Below are 17,777 nucleotides of genomic sequence, written 5' to 3' on the forward strand. Positions count from 1 at the left end.
AAGGAGTGAGAAATATGAAAAAATCGTTTAAAACACTTTTATTCACAGGACTTTTAATCTTAGGTACAAACTTATCTGCTGGTGAGTTAAAAATAGGAGCTACTCCTGTTCCCCACGCTGAACTTTTAAATCTTGTTAAAGAGGATTTGAAAAATCAAGGTGTGGACTTAAAATTAATAGATTTTACTGATTATATCACACCTAATTTGGCACTTGCAGACGGAGAGATTGATGCTAATTTCTTCCAACACTACCCTTATTTAGAAAAATTCGCTACTGAAAGAGGATTAAATTTAGTTAATGCTGGTAAGATACATGTAGAGCCTATTGGAGTATTCTCTAAAAAATATTCAAAAATTGAGGAGCTTCCTTCAAAAGCTATAATTGCTATACCTAATGATCCTTCTAACGGTGGAAGAGCTTTAATCCTTCTACACAACAAAGGGATTATAAAATTAGCTGATCCTAATAATCTATATGCTACTGAATTTGATATTGTAGACAACCCTAAAAAAATAAGATTCAAACCTATTGAAGCTCCACAACTACCTAGAGTTTTACCTGATGTAGATGCTGCTATCATAAATGGTAACTATGCTCTTGAAGCTGGTTTTTCTCCAGTAAAAGACGCTTTAATTCTAGAGGGAGAGGAATCACCTTATGCTAATATCATTGCTGTAAGAGGTGGAGATGAACAGAAAGAGGACATTGTTAAATTAGTCAAAGCTCTACAAAGTGAAAAGATTAAAGAGTATATTTTAAATAATTATAATGGTGGAGTAGTTCCTGCATTTTAATTTTTTATAAATTTTTAAACTTTTTTCTAACTTATCACGTCAAAAATATATAAATTAATTCATAAAATTCTTTCCCCTAAAAAATCCTCCATTATGGAGGATTTTTTCTATATCTCATCAGTTATATCTTTAGCATAATAGTTAGGGAATCTCTCATTTAAAAATTTTTCTCCCAGTTGCTTAGTCTCTTTTATATATCTTTTTACATTTAAATAGTTTTCTGGTGCTTGTAATCCTGTCTCAACTATCTGAAGAAACTCTATATCCTCTTTCGATACTATCTCATTTTCTAGTTCAAGCTTACCACTATTTTTGTAAGGGTTATAAATTTTTTCTACAATCTCCTCTTTAGATGAAAAATTTAAAATTCCTCTTACATTCTCTTCTGTTTTTAATTTAAAAAATACACTGTAATACATAATACCCCTCCCAAATCTATGATTAATCCTATTATAACATATGTATACAAAAAAAAGCAGCTCATTTTTTAATGAACTGCTCTCTATATTAATTACCCCACATATCCAGCAAATACATGTATAAAAATAAATGTTGAAGCTGCTACTGCTGCCCAAGTACATCCACCAAGAATGATTGGTTTTAATCCTTTTGTAAATAGATCTACAAATTTAATTTTAAATCCTACTCCTGCTAGTGCAACAGTTACAAAGAATTTATATCCTGTACTCAATAATTTTCCAACTTTAAGTGACTCTGTACTGATCATGTTAAATACTCCTAAAGTATTTAATAGTGCCATTATTAAGAACCAAAGTATGAACATAGGAAATACTTTTACAATAGTTTTTACTAATGATACTTCTGAACCAGCACCATTGTTTAATGCAGATTCCTCTTTTACTCTTAAAACAGTAAATATTACTGCAAGAGCTATTAGCATAGTTGTTCTTGTTAATTTAACTGTTATAGCTAAGTTTAAATTTAATCCATGTAGTGCGTTGTAAGTTGCTTCTGCTGCTGCAACACTTGATGTATCGTTGATTGCACAACCTGCTAAGAATCCAAATTGATTAACAGTTAAGTTTAAAGCAGTTGCTAAGTAAGGATAAGATACAGCTGCTAAAATATCGAATAAAAATATTGCTGTCATAGCATATGCTATCTCTTCTTCTTTTGCTTTGATTATTCCAGCAAGAGTTGCTATAGCTGTACCCCCACAGATACAACTTCCTCCTCCTACTAGTGTACTTGTATTTTTAGTTACTCCTAATTTTTTTCCAACTAAGTAAGCTACTCCAAAAGAGAAACAGATATTTGCTATAATTAAAGGAAGTGCCTTTGCTCCATAACCGATTACTTGAGCAAAGTTAAGAGTTCCTCCAGCTAGTATGATACCAATATTTAAGAATTTTTTTCCTGCAAATGTAGTTCCAGCTTTAAAGTCCTTATCTATATTAGGTAAGAAGTTTACTAATAGAATACCAAATAGTAATCCTATCATTGGAGCTCCTACCCAGTGCTGCATTTTTGATATTTTTGTTGCTATTACTGCCAATACTATACAAGTCATAATTGCCATATTTTTCTTATTCATAATGTTTTCTCCTATACCATATATTAGTTTTTCCAATTGTAATTTTTTTATAAAAAAACTGCTGAGTGATAAATTCAGCAGTTTAGTTAGCTTAAAAAGCGTATTTATAAAACTAGCAAGTAGCCCCACCAACTAAATGTAATTTAGCATCTATTATTTCTTGTTTTCTATCTAATAAATCATTAGCTAATAATTGAGCTTCTACATTATCAAATCCTATTCTCTCTATTGTAGCTGCAAATCTTTCTCCAGTTTTTCCTTGCTCTCTGAATAAAAGTATAGCTTTTTCAATTACTGATAATGCTTCCTCTTTTGAAGTAAATACCTTTCTTAATGCAATACCGTGAGCGATCTTTTTACCCCATCTTCCTCCGATATAGATTTTGAATCCATAATCTCCATCTTCTATTGCATCAAAGTGACATTTTCCTACACAAAGACCACAGTTGTTACAAAGATCTTTGTCAATCTCTAATATTCCATCTACAACTTTTGCTGCTTTCATTGGACATACGTTTTCTACAGCACATTTTTTACATCCACTACATAGATCTTCATCAAACTTAGGCACTCTTTGACCTATAATTCCGATATCATTTAAATCAGGTTTTACACAGTTATTTGGACATCCTCCAACTGCAATTTTGAATTTATGAGGTAATTTTACATCTGCATACCCCTCAAAGAATCTTTTGTGAATCTCAGTTGCTATAGCTTGAGTATCACATAATCCATAGTTACAAGTTGTTCCTTTACAAGCTACTACTGGTCTTACTTTTGATCCAGTTCCTCCAGTTACTAAATCGTATTTTGCAAAGTACTCTCTTACTGCCTCTATATCATTGTAGTTTATTCCTGGAATCTCAACAGTTAATCTTGATGTAAAACTAACTCTTCCTGCTCCAAATTTTTCTGCTACTTCTGATATTGCTGTGTTTTGAGCTGCTGTTATAACTCCATTCTCAGTTATAACTCTTACAGAGAATTCCTCCGTCCCTTTGTTATGTAAAAACCCTAGAGCTTTTACTCTTTTGATATCTTCTGGTTTTAATGCCATCGATCTTCCTCCTCAATTCTAATATTTTAATTTACTTTTATTCTTTATCCTTCTTAATAACAACTCTATTAGTCTTCATTAATTGGAGTAAATTTCTCTCCACCTTCTAATACCTTTGTATTAGTGTATCCATAGTATTTTAAACGGTTTTGAACCATATAAGCACGTTTACCTTTATTACAAATTAATAGTAACTTCTCATCTAATTCATGGTTAGCTAATTTTCCTGTTATTGTAGGTAAATCTAAGTACTCTTTACCCTCTAATGTTGGTACTAAACAAGCATCTAATATTGTATATCCTTCTGTTTCACCATTTGTATACTCTTCTGGAGTTACTGTTTCATAAGCTCCTTTTAATTTGTTAAACATAACATTTACTGTATGAACTAATGGGTGTATTGCTGTTGAGAATGGTGGTGCATATGCTAAATCTAAATCTTCTAAATCGTGAAGAGTAGCTCCCATAGACATTGCAGTTACAACTACATCAACTACTTTATCTACTGCTCCAACTCCCATTACTTGTAATCCTAATACTTTTAATGTATCTCTATCAGCTATTAATTTTATAAAGAAGTTTGATGCTCCTGCATAGTAGTGAGCCTTATCATCAGCTACTGTAATAACTGAAACAACATTGTATCCAGCTTCTTTTGCAGCTTTTTCAGTAAGCCCTGTTCTTCCTACATTTAATTCAGGAAGTTTTGCAACTGCAGTTCCTACTACTCCTTTATAAGCTATTTTTTCACCATTTATGTTTCTAGCAACTATACGTCCTTCCATATTAGCTGTAGATCCCATAGGTGCCCATACATCTTTTCCTGTAATTATATTTTTTACAAATACACAATCTCCTGCTGCATATATATTTTCATCATTTGTTTGCATATATTCGTTAACTTTTACAGTTCCATTTGCATTTAATTCTATTCCACTATCTTTTAAGAACTCTGTATTTGGTCTTATTCCTGCAGACATAATAACTGCATCCACTTTCATAGCTCTTCTAGAAGTTTGGATTTTCTCAACTTTTCCCTCTCCTAAAATTGCTTCTAATTTAGTATTTGCAAATACCATTATTCCGTGATCTGCTAGATGATTTTCTGCAAATTCTGCAAACTCTTTATCAAAACCAGCTAAGATATTTGGTGCCATCTCAATTACAGTAGTTTTAACATCTTGTAATGCTAAGTTTTCTGCTACTTCTAATCCGATATATCCTCCACCAATTACAGCTGCTCTCTTTATTTTTCCAGCTTCAATATTAGCTCTTAAGCTTATTGCATCTTCTGGAGTTCTCATAAAGTAAACACCAGGTAGATCTATTCCCTCTAAGTTTGGAACGAATGGTCTAGCTCCTGTAGCTATAACTAATTTATCATATGTATAAACTTTCTCTTCGTTTGTTTTTAAATCAATTGCTTTAACTGTTTTCTCTGCTCTATTTACTTCGATAGCTTCTGTTTCAGTATGAACTTCTGCTCCTGTAAGTTTTGCAAATTTCTCAGGTGTATTTACTATTAACTGTGATTGATCCTTTATTATATTTCCTACATAATAAGGTAATCCACAACCTGCATAAGAGATATCTTTACTCTTAGTAATTATTGTAACTTCATGATCACGATTTTCTCTTTTTAATTTTGCTGCTACTTTAGTTCCAGCAGCTACTCCACCGATAATTAATACTCTCATGATATTCACTCCTTTAAATCTTTTTTCAAAATTGTAAAGTTATACTTAAATATTATTTTTTCAGGATGATTATAACATTTTAGATAAAAAAAATAAAATAGTTTTATCAAATATAATATATAAAAAAAACTAATATAGTCGTGATTAAAATCACTGTAAAATTAACCATTTTTTGATTATTTCTTTAACTTACCACTATTTTTTCTAAGTTTTTAGTATTTTACACATTTTTATTCTTAGTATTGTATTTTTTTATATTATTATAATATGCGTTAATTTTAATCAAACAATTTCAAAAAATATCCATATTTTTCCTCAAAAAAAATAAGAATTGTGCAAAATTCTGAAAATTTGATCAATAAAAAATTAATACATTCTCTTTTAATTACACAATTCTCTTATTTTTCTTAATTAATACAATTAAAATTATTTTAAAATCTACATATTCTCACAAAATTTTTTACTCTCTTCTAAAAAATCTTTTACTGCTGGTGATAATACCTTATTTTTATGATAAACTAAATTAAATGTTCTTTTCCATTTAAATCCTTTTAGCTCTAATTTTTTTAACTTTCCATCCTTTATCTCATTCTCTACCAAGCACTCTGATATTACAGTTATTCCATGATTATTTAAAACACCTTGAATTATCGCCCCTGGTTCACTAGCTTCCCAATCAATATTTATACTATAACCTTGTGCCTGTACAAAGTTAGTAAAGATATCTCTAGTTCCACTTCCCTCTTCTCTCATTATAAAATTTTCCTTTACTATATCTTTCATTGATACAATCTCTTTACTAGCTAATGGATGCTCAGAGCTACAAACTAAAACTAATTTATCCTCTTTTATAGGGGTTACTAATAGATGTGGGCTCTTTATTATTCCCTCTACTATACCTACATCTAACTCATTTGATAGCAATCTTTTCTCAATCTCTCTTGTGTTATTTACATATACTCTTATTTTTTCATCTTCATGTTTCTCTTTAAATTTACTTAAGATCAAGCTTATCAATCTATTACCTATTGTTACTGTAGCTCCAATTTGTAATGGTAAGTTATGATTCGGGTTTTTCATTGTTTCTTCTAGTACATTGTAATAGTTTATAACCTTTTTAGCATGATTTAATAAGATCTTTCCATCCTCTGTTATACATAGAGTTTTCGGAAATCTCTCAAACAACTTAACTTCATAATGTGCCTCTAATTCTGAAATTACTTGACTCACTGTAGGCTGAGATATAAAAAGTTTATTCGCAGCCTGACTCATTTTCCCACAATTAGCTACTTCTATAAAAATTAGAAGATGTCTTAATGTCATAATACCACTCCCTTTATAATTAAATTTTATTACTACTTTATCAAATTAAAAATATATGAAACAAAACTTCTGAATCTAAAATCTATACTTTCTAATTTTACTCTATCTCTTTTCTCTGTATAGAAATCAAATTCATTTAGGTGATACTCTGTCTTCCCTATTCTTATGATATCCATCTCTAAAAACACTCTGTTTACCTTATCTAATATGATTAATTTTTCAGATATATCCTCTTTTCCTTCAGTAACTATATAGTTAACTAACTCATTCTCCAATACATTTGCAATCTTATTTTCAGATAGCTTTATATTTTTAAACTTATTCAGATCCTCAACATTACTATCTTTTACCTTAAATTGTTTATCGAATACCATTCCATTTAATTTCTCTGCTTTTTTCTCTACTTCCTTTGCCTTTTCAATCTCTACTTCACCAGAATAGAAAACTTTTATAATCTCTGCCTCTCTGATCTCCTCTTCTGTAACTACATCTATAAATATACCTTTCTCTAAATCAAAAGTACAGAAGTGTTGTTTTCCTTTAACTTTCACACACCAAATTACAAAGTTTGAATAATATCTTAAAAGAAAATCATTCAATAGCTCCTCTTTCCACTCCTCTTCTTTCCATTCCCTATTTCCAATCATCTGATATACAAAGAAGTTTTCTGCCTCTGCTACTAGATACTCTTTTCTCTTTTTAAATCTCTTTAACTCTTTCTGGTAAAATTCCACTCTCTTCTCTTCATCTTCAAATTTGTTTGAAAATTTAGGTAAGCTCTTTAACTCTTTTTCCTCTTGATTATATATCGAAACATTTAGATCTCTATTTAATATCAACTTGATCTCTCTTTTTCCGTAATCTAATACTTTTACTCCAATTTTATCAAATCCTAAAGAAAAATCCAACCTATTTTCAAATATTGGATTAAATACCTCATCTGTTTCAATTGAAGCATTCTCTATTAAAAATCTCTCCATTTGAGGATTTTGTAATCCATTTTGTATATGTTGAAGCAGTGTGAATATATCTCTTCTACCACTATATACCATTATCAATAATATATTCAATACCTCTTTAGATTTTCCTTTTTTTATTAAATTTTCACACTGTGTTAAAAACTCATCTACCATAAAATCATCAGCAACAAAAGAAAAAACCTTTACTATACCTATATATTTTTCTGGCATCTTATTATCTATCCAAGTTTCCAATAGAGTTTTTATACATTTTCTCAAATCCCTCTCATTTAAAAACTCTCTTATCTTTTTACCAAATTTTGTCTCTCTCTCCTCATTAGATAGTGTATGTAATGAGACATACAACTTTATCACAGCTTCATCTACTAATCTATCACTATCTTTTTCTCTTACTATTTTATAGACTTCACTCTTTAGATATGGGATATCTCTCTTTTCCTGTTGTAATATCTCTTTGCAATACTCCTCTAATTCAACTATACTATTGAAATTACTTGTCCTATTCCCTTCCCAAACTCTTTTCAATTTTTCAATATTTTTCAAAATCACTTTATTTTTTGACTCTGCTAGCTCTACTATCTTTAAAGAACACTCTTTCTCTTTGGTTTTCAATATTTCAAATAATAACTCTAAAATCTCCTCATTAGTTGTTGAAAGATAAGACATTAAGCTCTCAACATTAAAGATAGTCTCTGTCCTGTATGTGTACTGCATCATCTCGCTAAAAGAGTGATAATCCTTAAATACATTTTTCTCTAAAAGTTCATAAAAAATCTCTTCATTCTTCTTTACAAACTCTGTAAATTCCTTTTCAGATTTTATCACAACATACTCTAGTGTTCCTACAATTAGAAATTTTTTATCTAAATTTGTTATTTTAGCTACAATCTCCCAAGGATTAACTCTACTCTCTTCTCCTACTACCATCTCATAATTAGATATTATATTTATAAACTCATTTAGATCTCTCTTTTTTTCTAAGTAAAATTCATACATACTCTTTATCTCAACTTCTACATCCATAAAAGTCAACATATAACCTAAAGTATTTAAGATTCTAATCTCTTTTTCCATCTCTTTTTTCCCGTCTAATTGAGATATTAAAAGATTTATCCTCTCTCTATAACTATTCAAATATCTGCTTTTATCCTCTTCAGCTAAAATATCCTCTCTCAGTAGTACAGAAAGTATTATTGACCCTAGCTCAATATTTTGTTCACACATTCTCTCCAATAGATCAATACTTTTCTCAATATCACTCTCTACAAGAGTTTTTAGCTCTCCAAAAATACTGAATTTTTCACTACTTTGATATAAATATACAAGTTTATAAATAAATGGTAAATTTGACTCATTTATATATTTAGAGTAGGCTTTTTCATTTGAGAAGTTTTTTTCTTTTAACATATCTGGAAAAGTAAGTATCTCTATAAGTTTTAATATATACTCCCTATTCTCACTCTCAACATCAGAATAGATACTCTTTATAACTTCAACTAATTCTCCAGCTTTTTCTCCATCACTATCTAAATCAAATTTTAGCTCTTTTATCCCTAGATCATAGTTTAATATATTCTCTACTCTCTCTTTTGAGTAGTTTCTACATAGAACATTTATAATCTCCTGCTCTAACTCTACAATCTTATCTTTTTTTCCATCTTGAATTTTTTGTTTAAGTGCCATCAAAACAAGAGTTGTAACTTTATCCACTCTATCTGAAGCTAGATAATTTTCCAATAGATCTGGAAATCTCTTCTCTACTTCATTAACTAGAATTTCAAAAGTTAGCATAGCCATCCCTTTATTTTTAAAGCTGTATTCTAAATCCTTTATTATAAAATCCTGTGAAAATTTTAACTCCTTGTAAAAAAGATACCTCTGATTAAAGTTAGACAACTCCTCTATCATCTTATCTTGATAACAATCATATCCCAATGTAAATAATCTTTTTAAAATATTGGTATCCTCACCTTTTTTTAATGTTTTATTTCTATTAAAGATATCTAATTCAGAAAATAGAAGATGATTATAAAATTTTATCTTAACTAGTTCATTTCTATTGAATTTTTCATCTGAACCCTCATATAAAAACTCCTCTATTTTTTTTCTATTCATCTTATTACAACTACTTAATAGATATTTCGATATTTTCTCTCTACTCATTCAGCCCTCCATAACTTATAATTCAATATATTTTAACATATAATTTAAATAACTCCTAATCTCTCTTTAAGAAAATGTGGTATAATATAATAATAGATCATATCATTCTGGAGGTTTTAGCTATGAATAAAAGGGTACTAAGTTCTAGTTATTTAGGTGTAGAATCTTTCTTAATTGAAGTTGAAGTTGATATAAGTAATGGCCTTCCAAATTTTTCTATTATTGGTTTGGGTGATACTGCTATCTCTGAGAGTAAAGATAGAATTAAAACAGCTTTAAAAAATAGTGGCTTTAAATTAGAACCTAAAAAAATCATAGTCAATCTATCTCCAGCTGGAATTAGAAAAGAGGGATCACATTTTGATCTCCCCATTGCTATAGGTATAATGTTGGTTATGGGCTTTATAAAAGATAGATACAATGCAATTGACAACTACCTCTTTTTAGGTGAGTTATCTTTAAATGGTGATGTAAAGAGAATTCGTGGGGCTCTTAACTCCGTAATTTTTGCTAAAGAAAATGGCTACAAAGGAGTGGTACTTCCTCTTGAAAATTTCCAAGAAGCTACTTTGATCAAAGGAATTAACATAGTTCCTGTAGAAAATTTAAATGATGTTGTAAATTTTATTTCAAAAAATATAGTTAAAAGTGTTCAAACTAAGATTATAGAGAAAAATGATGAGAACTTAATGGACTTTTTAGATGTAAAAGGACAGAGTATGGCAAAACGAGCCTTAGAGATTGCAGCAGCTGGAAAACATAATATCATTTTAATTGGTAGCCCAGGTTCTGGAAAATCTATGCTTTGTAAAAGAATTACCACTATACTTCCTCCACTAAATGAGAAAGAGATAATCGAAAGCACCAAAATATATAGTATTGCTGGAGAGTTGACAGAATCAAAGCCTATAATAAGCTCTCCTCCTTTCAGATCCCCTCATCACACTAGCACACCTGTATCTATAGTAGGTGGTGGAAAAAAAGTTATTCCTGGAGAGATCAGTCTCGCCTCAGGTGGAGTACTTTTTCTTGATGAGCTAGCTGAATTTCCTAGAAGCGTCCTTGAAAGTTTGAGACAACCTTTAGAAGACGGTATTGTTTCCATATCTAGAGCTCAATATAGAGTTGAATTTAAATCTAACTTTATCTTTGTAGCGGCAACCAATCCTTGTCCTTGTGGCTATGCTCTAGAACCTACAGGTAAATGTATCTGTACTCAAACTGAGATAAATAAATATATAAAAAAAATATCTGGTCCAATAATGGATAGAATTGATCTCCATGTTGAAATGAGAAGACTCAATGAAAATGAGTTACTTACATATCAAAGTGGGGACTCTTCAAAAATTATTAGAGAGAGAGTTATTAAAGCTCGAGCCATTCAAAAGGAGAGATTTGGAGATGACATATACAACGGAATGATGTCTCAAAAAGATATCCAAAAATATTGTACTCTATCTGATGAAAATAGAGAATACTTTAAAAAGGTTATACAAGCACTACAAATCTCTGCTAGAGGCTACGATAAGATTCTAAAAGTAGCTCGTACTATAGCAGATCTTGCTGGAAGTAGTAACATTGAAAAAGAACATCTTATGGAGGCAGTTTCTTTTAGAGAAAACTCAATAAATTAATTAGCAAATTGTATATCAATATGGTATAATAAAAAGAGTAAATTTTAAGAAAAGGTGAACGATATGAAAAAAGAAACATATGACATTAATTTCTTAAATGAAGATAAGATAAACGAGATCTTAATGTCTGCAAAAAAATATTCAAATGACAGAGAGACTATCAACAAGATAATAGAGAAAGCATCTCTTGCTGAAGGAATTACTCCTGAAGAGGCTGCAATTCTATTAAATGTGGAAGATAAGGATCTTTTAGAAAAAATATACAAAGTTGCAAAACAGATTAAAGAAAAAATTTATGGGAAAAGAATTGTTATGTTTGCTCCACTTTATGTGAGCAACTACTGTGTAAATAACTGTGTATACTGTGGTTACCAACATTGCAATGATAAACTTAATAGAAAAAAATTGACTAGAGAGGAGCTTGTAAGCGAGGTAAAAGCTTTAGAAAAACTTGGACATAAAAGAATTGTTCTTGAAGCTGGAGAAGATCCTATTAACTGCTCTTTAGACTATATTTTAGAGTGCATTAAAGATATCTATTCTATCAAATTTGAAAATGGAAACATCAGAAGAATAAATATCAATATTGCTGCTACAACTGTTGAAAACTATAGAAAATTAAAGGAAGCTGAAATAGGTACTTATACTCTTTTCCAAGAGACTTTCCATAAACCTACATATGAGTCTCTACACCTATCTGGTCCTAAGAAAGATTACTATTACCATACTACAGCTATGTTTAGAGCTAGAGAAGCTGAGATAGATGATATTGGAATCGGTGTACTATATGGACTTTATGACCATAAATATGAAACTGTAGCTATGATACTTTATGCTAATGAGCTTGAAAGAGTCACTGGAGTTGGACCTCATACTATATCTGTTCCAAGACTTAGAGAAGCTAGCAATGTTACATTAAAAGAGTACCCACATCTTGTTAATGACGATGATTTTAGAAAAATTGTAGCTGTATTAAGATTAGCTGTTCCTTATACAGGTATGATACTTTCTACTAGAGAAGAGAGTGGATTTAGAGATGAGATTATTGAATTAGGAATCTCACAAGTAAGTACTGGTTCTTGTACTGGTGTAGGTGGATACTCTGAAGCTAATGAAAATACTGCTCAATTTGAAGTAGGGGATCACCGTTCTCCTATGGAGATGCTAGAAAGTCTAATAAAGAGTGGTTACATTCCTAGTTATTGTACTGCTTGTTATCGTTCTGGACGTACAGGAGATAGATTTATGGAGATAGCAAAGAGTGGAAACATCAATGTTATGTGTGAAGCTAACGCTCTTATGACTTTAAAAGAGTTCTTACTTGATTATGCTGATGATTCTTTAAGAGAATTGGGAAGTAAAGCTATTCTTGAAGCTTTAGAAAAAATGCCAAATGAAGAGTTTAAAAATAAGATTAAAGGATTCTTAAAAGATATTGAAAATGGAGCTAGAGATATTTCGGTATAGCTAGTATAAATGAAAAATAAAGAAAAAGGAAAAAATTGCTATCAAAAAGTAATTCTTTCCTTTTTTTATTAGTTTATTTTATAGATTTACTGCCTTTCCTTTTTCAAAATCAATCTGACCAAATAATTTTCCATTTTCATAGAATAGACTCCAATGTCCATCTAACATATTATCTTTAAAATTTCCCAATACATTTATTATTCCATTTTTATAGTATCTTATATATCTTCCATTTTTCTTAGCTTCGTGATATTCCTCTTTTATCTCTATATCTCCATTCTCAAAATAATAAGTTACATTTCCATCCAATTCTCCCATTTTATAGTTTTTGATCTCTTGAATATTACCATTTTTATAGTACTTTATACTCTCTCCATTCAGGATATTATTCTTAAAAGTTATACTTTCATATACATCTCCATTAGGAGTATAAGTTATTCTTTTTCCATTTAGACTTCCCTTAATAAAAAAAGCTCTTACCCTTATACTTCCATCTATATAGTATTGTACCCACTCTCCATTCATTAAATTATCTTTAAATTGTACATACTCTTTTAAATTTCCATTTGGATAAAATTGCAAAAACTCTCCGTCCAACTTATTATCCTTATACTCTATACTCTCTTTTAAATACCCATTTGGGTAGTATTTTTTGTCTATACCATTTTTTATTCCATCTATATAATCAGCTTCCTCTTTCAGAATATCATTGGAGTACTTGCATATTAACTTGCCTGTATAGGGCATATCTTCTCCCTTTATAAACACTCTTCCATTGAATGTTATTTGATCAAAAAAATTTTCCACTCTTTTTTTCATAGTCTCACCTCACAATAAAAAATCCTAGACTTACAGTCGAGTAAATCTAGGATTAATATTTACAATTACAAAAAATACGAAAATATTCCCATTCCCCTATACTCGTCCTCGCAAGTTAGTTATTAAATCAATGGCAGGTCTCCTGACTTAGAATCTCTTTACTCACAACCTTCCCGAATATCTTCAGTGGTATTCTGCTTTCATCATCTTTACAGTGGCGGGACCGTGTAGGATTTTCACCTACTTCCCTTTTAATTCAGTTTAAATTGAAACCAATTGATCCATTATTTTGTTTATAATATAATTATATCCGTTCCATTTTTCTTTGTCAATATCACTTTTTATCTTTTTTATTTTCTTTATATATTTTATATGATATAATTTATCTAAATTAATTCTATAAAAAGGAGAAAAGACTGATGAATACGAAAAAACTTAATTGGCGTACTCTTGCAATGATGGGATTCACAGTTGTATGGGGCTTTGGAAATGTGGTTAATAACTATGCTAACCAAGGTCTTACTGTTGTTATATCCTGGCTATTAATACTATCTTTATATTTCTTACCCTATGCTTTAATGGTAGGAGAGATGGGATCGGCCTTTGAACAAAAAGCTGGAGGTGTATCTAGCTGGATTGGATCTACTTATGGACCTATGATAGCTTACTTAGCTGGTTGGACATACTGGGTAGTACATATACCATACCTTGCACAAAAACCTCAAGGAGCATTGATCGCTTTGAGCTGGGTATTTTTTCAAAATGGTGATATGATTAAAAGTTTTAATCCGTTGATGTTACAATCACTTGTTCTTTGTTTATTTTTACTTTTTTTATGGTTATCTTCAAAAGGTATAAATTCATTAAAAAAGATTGGAGCTTTAGCTGGAACTTCTATGTTCTTTATGGGAATACTATATATTCTTCTAACTGTTGCAGCTCCATCATTAATGAGTGTAAACTCTGCCACTGTTGATTGGAGTTTGAAAACTTTTATGCCTAAATTTGATTTCACTTATTTCACAACTATATCTATGCTTGTTTTTGCAGTTGGTGGTTGTGAAAAGATATCTCCATATGTTAAAGATGTAGATAATCCTAATAAAAATTTTCCTAAGGGAATGATAGTCCTAGCTGCTTCTGTTGGATTATCTGCTCTATTAGGATCTCTTGCTATGGGAATAATGTTTAATAGTAATAATATTCCTTCAGATCTAAAAATGAACGGTCAATACTATGCTTTTAAGCTACTTGGTGAGTACTATGGAGTAGGAAACTCTCTTATGATCCTATATGCTGTTGCTAATACATTAGGACAGATTTCTGCTCTGATGTTTTCAATAGATGCTCCTCTAAAAATATTAATTGGAGAGGGAGATCGTAGATTTATTCCAGTATCATTTACTAGAACAAATAAATACGGTGCTCCCATTGCTGGTTATAAATTAACTGCTATACTAGTTGGTATTCTTATTATTATCCCTGCTTTAGGTATTGGTGATATGAATAATCTATATAACTGGCTACTAGATCTTAACTCTATTGTTATGCCTTTGAGATACCTTTGGGTTTTCCTTGCTTATATAGGACTTAGAGGTCTTGCTAAAAATAGAAATCTAACTTCAAATATAGCATTCAAATTTATAAACAATGATAAAGTAGCTACTTTAGTTGGTGTTTGGTGTTTTGGTTTTACAGCCTTTGCTTGTCTTATGGGAATCTTCCCTAAAAACTTAGCTCCATTTAGTTCTGAATGGATATTCCAAATCACTTTGAATATCTTAACTCCAATAGTACTTGTAGGTCTTGGATTTATCTTCCCTAAAATAGCTAAGAAACAAAATAACTGATAATTTATTTTAAAGTAGAGGTCAGATATAAATTATATCTGATCTCTTATTCATTAACTTTTAATTTTAAAACTAGATCTTTATCCTCAATACTAACCCTTTTAGATTCTCTGATTTTCTGTATAGCCTTATTCTGTATCCAACTATCTAACCTCTGACTCTTTAGATATTCTAATGTTTTTTCTCTAAATTTTATAAACATAATTGAAATCAACCAGGCTTGTGACATTTTTACATAATAATCTTCATTTTTTATTCTTAAGCAGATCTCAAATATATTATCTATATAATCACCAATCAAATAAAAATCCAATAATGCTACCACTCCAAACCTTATCCTCCAAGAATTGTCTGCTTCTATGCAATTTTTTATAAAATCGTAATATCTTTCTCGCTCTTTTTTTAAAAATTTTAAATTTCCGACTGCTATATCACAAACAGCCCAGTTATCTATGTTTTCTATAAATTGATTCAAATATTCTATCCTTTCTTCATACATTGAAGAACAATAGCCCAATATCAAACCTTCTATTACAGATTCCTCATAGTACTCATCTCCGCTATATTTCAAATACCCCTTCCAATCTCCTTTAGATATTATTTTAGCATACTCCTTTAATACTGGTGTTCTAATTCCAATAACCTCTTTTTTTACTCCTAACAATTTAGAATGAAACTCTCTATACTTTTCATCTCCTTCTAACAAAAGAAATTTTTTAAACTCTTCATACTTTTCTAAATCCCAAACAATATTTTTTAATTCCACTATTTTCGCTCCTTTGACTCAAATATTTTAAAATAAAAAAGTTGATTGCTAGGGACACTTTCCTTAACAAATCAACTTTTTATTTTATACTCTTAGTTATTTTTTCAACTTGAAATCTCCTTCAGCTAAAACTACAGATGCAAATATCAAAATCCCACCAAATAACATCTTTATAGTTAAAATATCTCCCATAAATATCACTGAAGCTAACGCTCCAAATAATATCTCTGTTGAAAGTATCAAAGATGTTGTAGAAGCAGCTACATATCTTTGAGCAGCTGTTTGAACTAAGTATGCTATCATTGTATTACAAATTACTAAAAATCCAATAGCCAATACTTGAACTGTATTTAGTTTTGTGCTAATTAAAGAGAAATTTTCAAATAAAATATTCAATACAAATGTCAAAATTCCAGCACTTAACATTTGAAAAGTATTGACTATAACAGGGTTCTTTCCCTTTATAGTAGCTCCAATTATCGACATTTGCAAAGCAAAAAATATAGCACATACAAAAGTTAGAAAATCTCCATAGTTCACACTAAAATCCCCATCTAAAGAGAGAAATCCTATTCCAAACAAGCATAAAAAAGAAGCAAAATATATTATACTTTTTGGTTTTTCTTTAGTAATCAACCAAGAGATAAAAGGTACCATTACAACATATGCACCTGTTATAAAAGCATTCTTTGAAGAGGTAGTATAAAATAATCCAACTGTTTGCAATGAAAATGCTAATCCTAAAACTAGTCCAGCTCCCAAGCCCAACTTTATCTCTGATCTCGTTGGTTTTTCTCCAGCAAATTTCAAATAGATAAACAGTATTAATGCTGTTACTAAAAATCTTATTGACATTAAAGCATTAGGTGCTATCCCACTCTCCAATGCAATCTTTGTAATTGGAAATCCACTTCCCCAAGAGGTTGCTACTAAAATTAGTGCCCCCTTATAAATACTCTTTTTCTCCATATTTGTATCCCCCCTACCAAATATTCTCATATTATAGGATACCCCATTATTCTCTTTTTTTCAATAAGGAGGATACAAAACTAAAAATTTTAAACTATTTTCTTTCCATGATACTCTTTGCTTGGTATAGTTTCAGATATCTCTTTTAGGCTATCCTTTGTAACCTTTCCTGCTACTATTATTATGATATCATCTCCAGCTTCTTTTATCATTGCATTTAAGATATCTTTTCCTTCTAAAGCAGTTTCTTTTGTTCCTGAAGTCAATATTCTATCAACTCCTAAATCTGCTAATTTTTTTACTTCAGCTACTGGATCTGCCAACTCATCTATTGCTTTATGAAAAGTTATTGACATAGGTTTAGCCAGTTCTATCATCTCTTTTATAGCTTCATAATTAATTGTATTATCTCTATTTAAAGCTCCTATAACAACACCTTTAACACCTAATTTTTTACAAACTCTTATATCCTCTTTCATTATCTCTAACTCTTCTTCTGTATAAAAGAAGTCTCCCCCTCTTGGTCTGATAATTACAAAAGCTGGAATATCTAGTTTCTCAACAACCATTTTTATAGTTCCATATGAAGGTGTTGTCCCTCCCTCTTCTAAGTTATCACAAAGTTCTACTCTCTCTGCTCCTAATTTTTCTGCTTCTATTGCTTCTAAAAAGCTCCCAATACATTTTTCTCTTAACATTT

Annotated in this window: 14 protein-coding genes and 1 riboswitch; of the genes, 4 read left to right on the forward strand and 10 right to left on the reverse strand. The window is 30.2% G+C overall.

Annotation, left to right across the window (positions count from 1 at the left end; genetic code table 11):
* Nucleotides 1–14: 14 nt before the first annotated feature.
* Nucleotides 15–797: a MetQ/NlpA family ABC transporter substrate-binding protein gene (locus ABNK64_RS00615; RefSeq protein WP_349763141.1), complete on the forward strand. Its 783-nt coding sequence runs from the start codon at nucleotides 15–17 to the stop codon at nucleotides 795–797.
* A 107-nt stretch (nucleotides 798–904) separates the two neighbouring features.
* On the opposite strand, the gene ABNK64_RS00620 is transcribed toward ABNK64_RS00615, so the two are convergent.
* The 6 genes from ABNK64_RS00620 to ABNK64_RS00645 all read right to left on the reverse strand — a co-directional run bounded on the left by ABNK64_RS00620 (nucleotide 905) and on the right by ABNK64_RS00645 (nucleotide 9,572).
* Nucleotides 905–1,216, reverse strand: a complete 312-nt coding sequence (locus ABNK64_RS00620; protein WP_349763142.1) for a hypothetical protein — start codon at nucleotides 1,214–1,216, stop codon at nucleotides 905–907.
* A 92-nt stretch (nucleotides 1,217–1,308) separates the two neighbouring features.
* Complete coding sequence (locus tag ABNK64_RS00625; protein ID WP_300340672.1) at nucleotides 1,309–2,352, reverse strand: YeiH family protein; 1,044 nt, start codon at nucleotides 2,350–2,352, stop codon at nucleotides 1,309–1,311.
* Nucleotides 2,353–2,464: 112 nt separating this feature from the next.
* The gene (locus ABNK64_RS00630; protein WP_291256300.1) at nucleotides 2,465–3,409 is read right to left on the reverse strand and encodes a ferredoxin-like domain-containing protein; all 945 of its coding nucleotides are present in this window, start codon (nucleotides 3,407–3,409) and stop codon (nucleotides 2,465–2,467) included.
* A 68-nt stretch (nucleotides 3,410–3,477) separates the two neighbouring features.
* The gene (locus ABNK64_RS00635; protein WP_349763143.1) at nucleotides 3,478–5,106 is read right to left on the reverse strand and encodes an FAD-dependent oxidoreductase; all 1,629 of its coding nucleotides are present in this window, start codon (nucleotides 5,104–5,106) and stop codon (nucleotides 3,478–3,480) included.
* Nucleotides 5,107–5,544: 438 nt separating this feature from the next.
* Complete coding sequence (locus ABNK64_RS00640) at nucleotides 5,545–6,429, reverse strand: LysR family transcriptional regulator (RefSeq protein ID WP_300340677.1); 885 nt, start codon at nucleotides 6,427–6,429, stop codon at nucleotides 5,545–5,547.
* 32 nt (nucleotides 6,430–6,461) lie between these two features.
* Entirely contained in the window at nucleotides 6,462–9,572 is a 3,111-nt protein-coding gene (locus ABNK64_RS00645; protein ID WP_349763144.1) for a DUF4132 domain-containing protein, read from the reverse strand.
* Nucleotides 9,573–9,694: 122 nt separating this feature from the next.
* On the opposite strand from ABNK64_RS00645, the gene ABNK64_RS00650 reads away from it, so the two are divergent.
* Nucleotides 9,695–11,206: a YifB family Mg chelatase-like AAA ATPase gene (locus ABNK64_RS00650; protein WP_349763145.1), complete on the forward strand. Its 1,512-nt coding sequence runs from the start codon at nucleotides 9,695–9,697 to the stop codon at nucleotides 11,204–11,206.
* A gap of 63 nt (nucleotides 11,207–11,269) precedes the next feature.
* Entirely contained in the window at nucleotides 11,270–12,673 is a 1,404-nt protein-coding gene (gene hydG / locus ABNK64_RS00655; RefSeq protein ID WP_291259951.1) for a [FeFe] hydrogenase H-cluster radical SAM maturase HydG, read from the forward strand.
* A gap of 78 nt (nucleotides 12,674–12,751) precedes the next feature.
* Here hydG and ABNK64_RS00660 read toward each other — a convergent pair whose 3' ends face one another.
* Nucleotides 12,752–13,492 carry a toxin-antitoxin system YwqK family antitoxin gene (locus tag ABNK64_RS00660; protein WP_349763146.1) on the reverse strand — a complete coding sequence of 247 codons (741 nt, stop codon included), beginning with the start codon at nucleotides 13,490–13,492 and terminating at the stop codon, nucleotides 12,752–12,754.
* A 115-nt stretch (nucleotides 13,493–13,607) separates the two neighbouring features.
* A riboswitch (cobalamin riboswitch) is annotated at nucleotides 13,608–13,785 on the reverse strand.
* A gap of 126 nt (nucleotides 13,786–13,911) precedes the next feature.
* On the opposite strand from ABNK64_RS00660, the gene ABNK64_RS00665 reads away from it, so the two are divergent.
* On the forward strand, nucleotides 13,912–15,342 hold the full coding sequence (locus ABNK64_RS00665; RefSeq protein WP_349763147.1) for an amino acid permease: 1,431 nt from the start codon (nucleotides 13,912–13,914) through the stop codon (nucleotides 15,340–15,342).
* A gap of 46 nt (nucleotides 15,343–15,388) precedes the next feature.
* Here the strand turns inward: ABNK64_RS00665 and ABNK64_RS00670 are convergent, their stop codons facing one another.
* From ABNK64_RS00670 to ABNK64_RS00680, 3 genes are all read right to left on the reverse strand, one after another.
* Nucleotides 15,389–16,108 carry a DNA alkylation repair protein gene (locus ABNK64_RS00670; RefSeq protein ID WP_349763148.1) on the reverse strand — a complete coding sequence of 240 codons (720 nt, stop codon included), beginning with the start codon at nucleotides 16,106–16,108 and terminating at the stop codon, nucleotides 15,389–15,391.
* 96 nt (nucleotides 16,109–16,204) lie between these two features.
* A complete protein-coding gene (locus tag ABNK64_RS00675) occupies nucleotides 16,205–17,077 on the reverse strand; it encodes a DMT family transporter (RefSeq protein ID WP_300342434.1) in 873 nt (290 codons plus the stop codon).
* Nucleotides 17,078–17,166: 89 nt separating this feature from the next.
* Nucleotides 17,167–17,775, reverse strand: a complete 609-nt coding sequence (locus tag ABNK64_RS00680; protein ID WP_349763149.1) for a copper homeostasis protein CutC — start codon at nucleotides 17,773–17,775, stop codon at nucleotides 17,167–17,169.
* Between the last annotated feature and the right edge of the window lie 2 nt (nucleotides 17,776–17,777).

The organism is Fusobacterium sp. SYSU M8D902 (genome assembly GCF_040199715.1).
Classification (GTDB): domain Bacteria; phylum Fusobacteriota; class Fusobacteriia; order Fusobacteriales; family Fusobacteriaceae; genus Fusobacterium_A.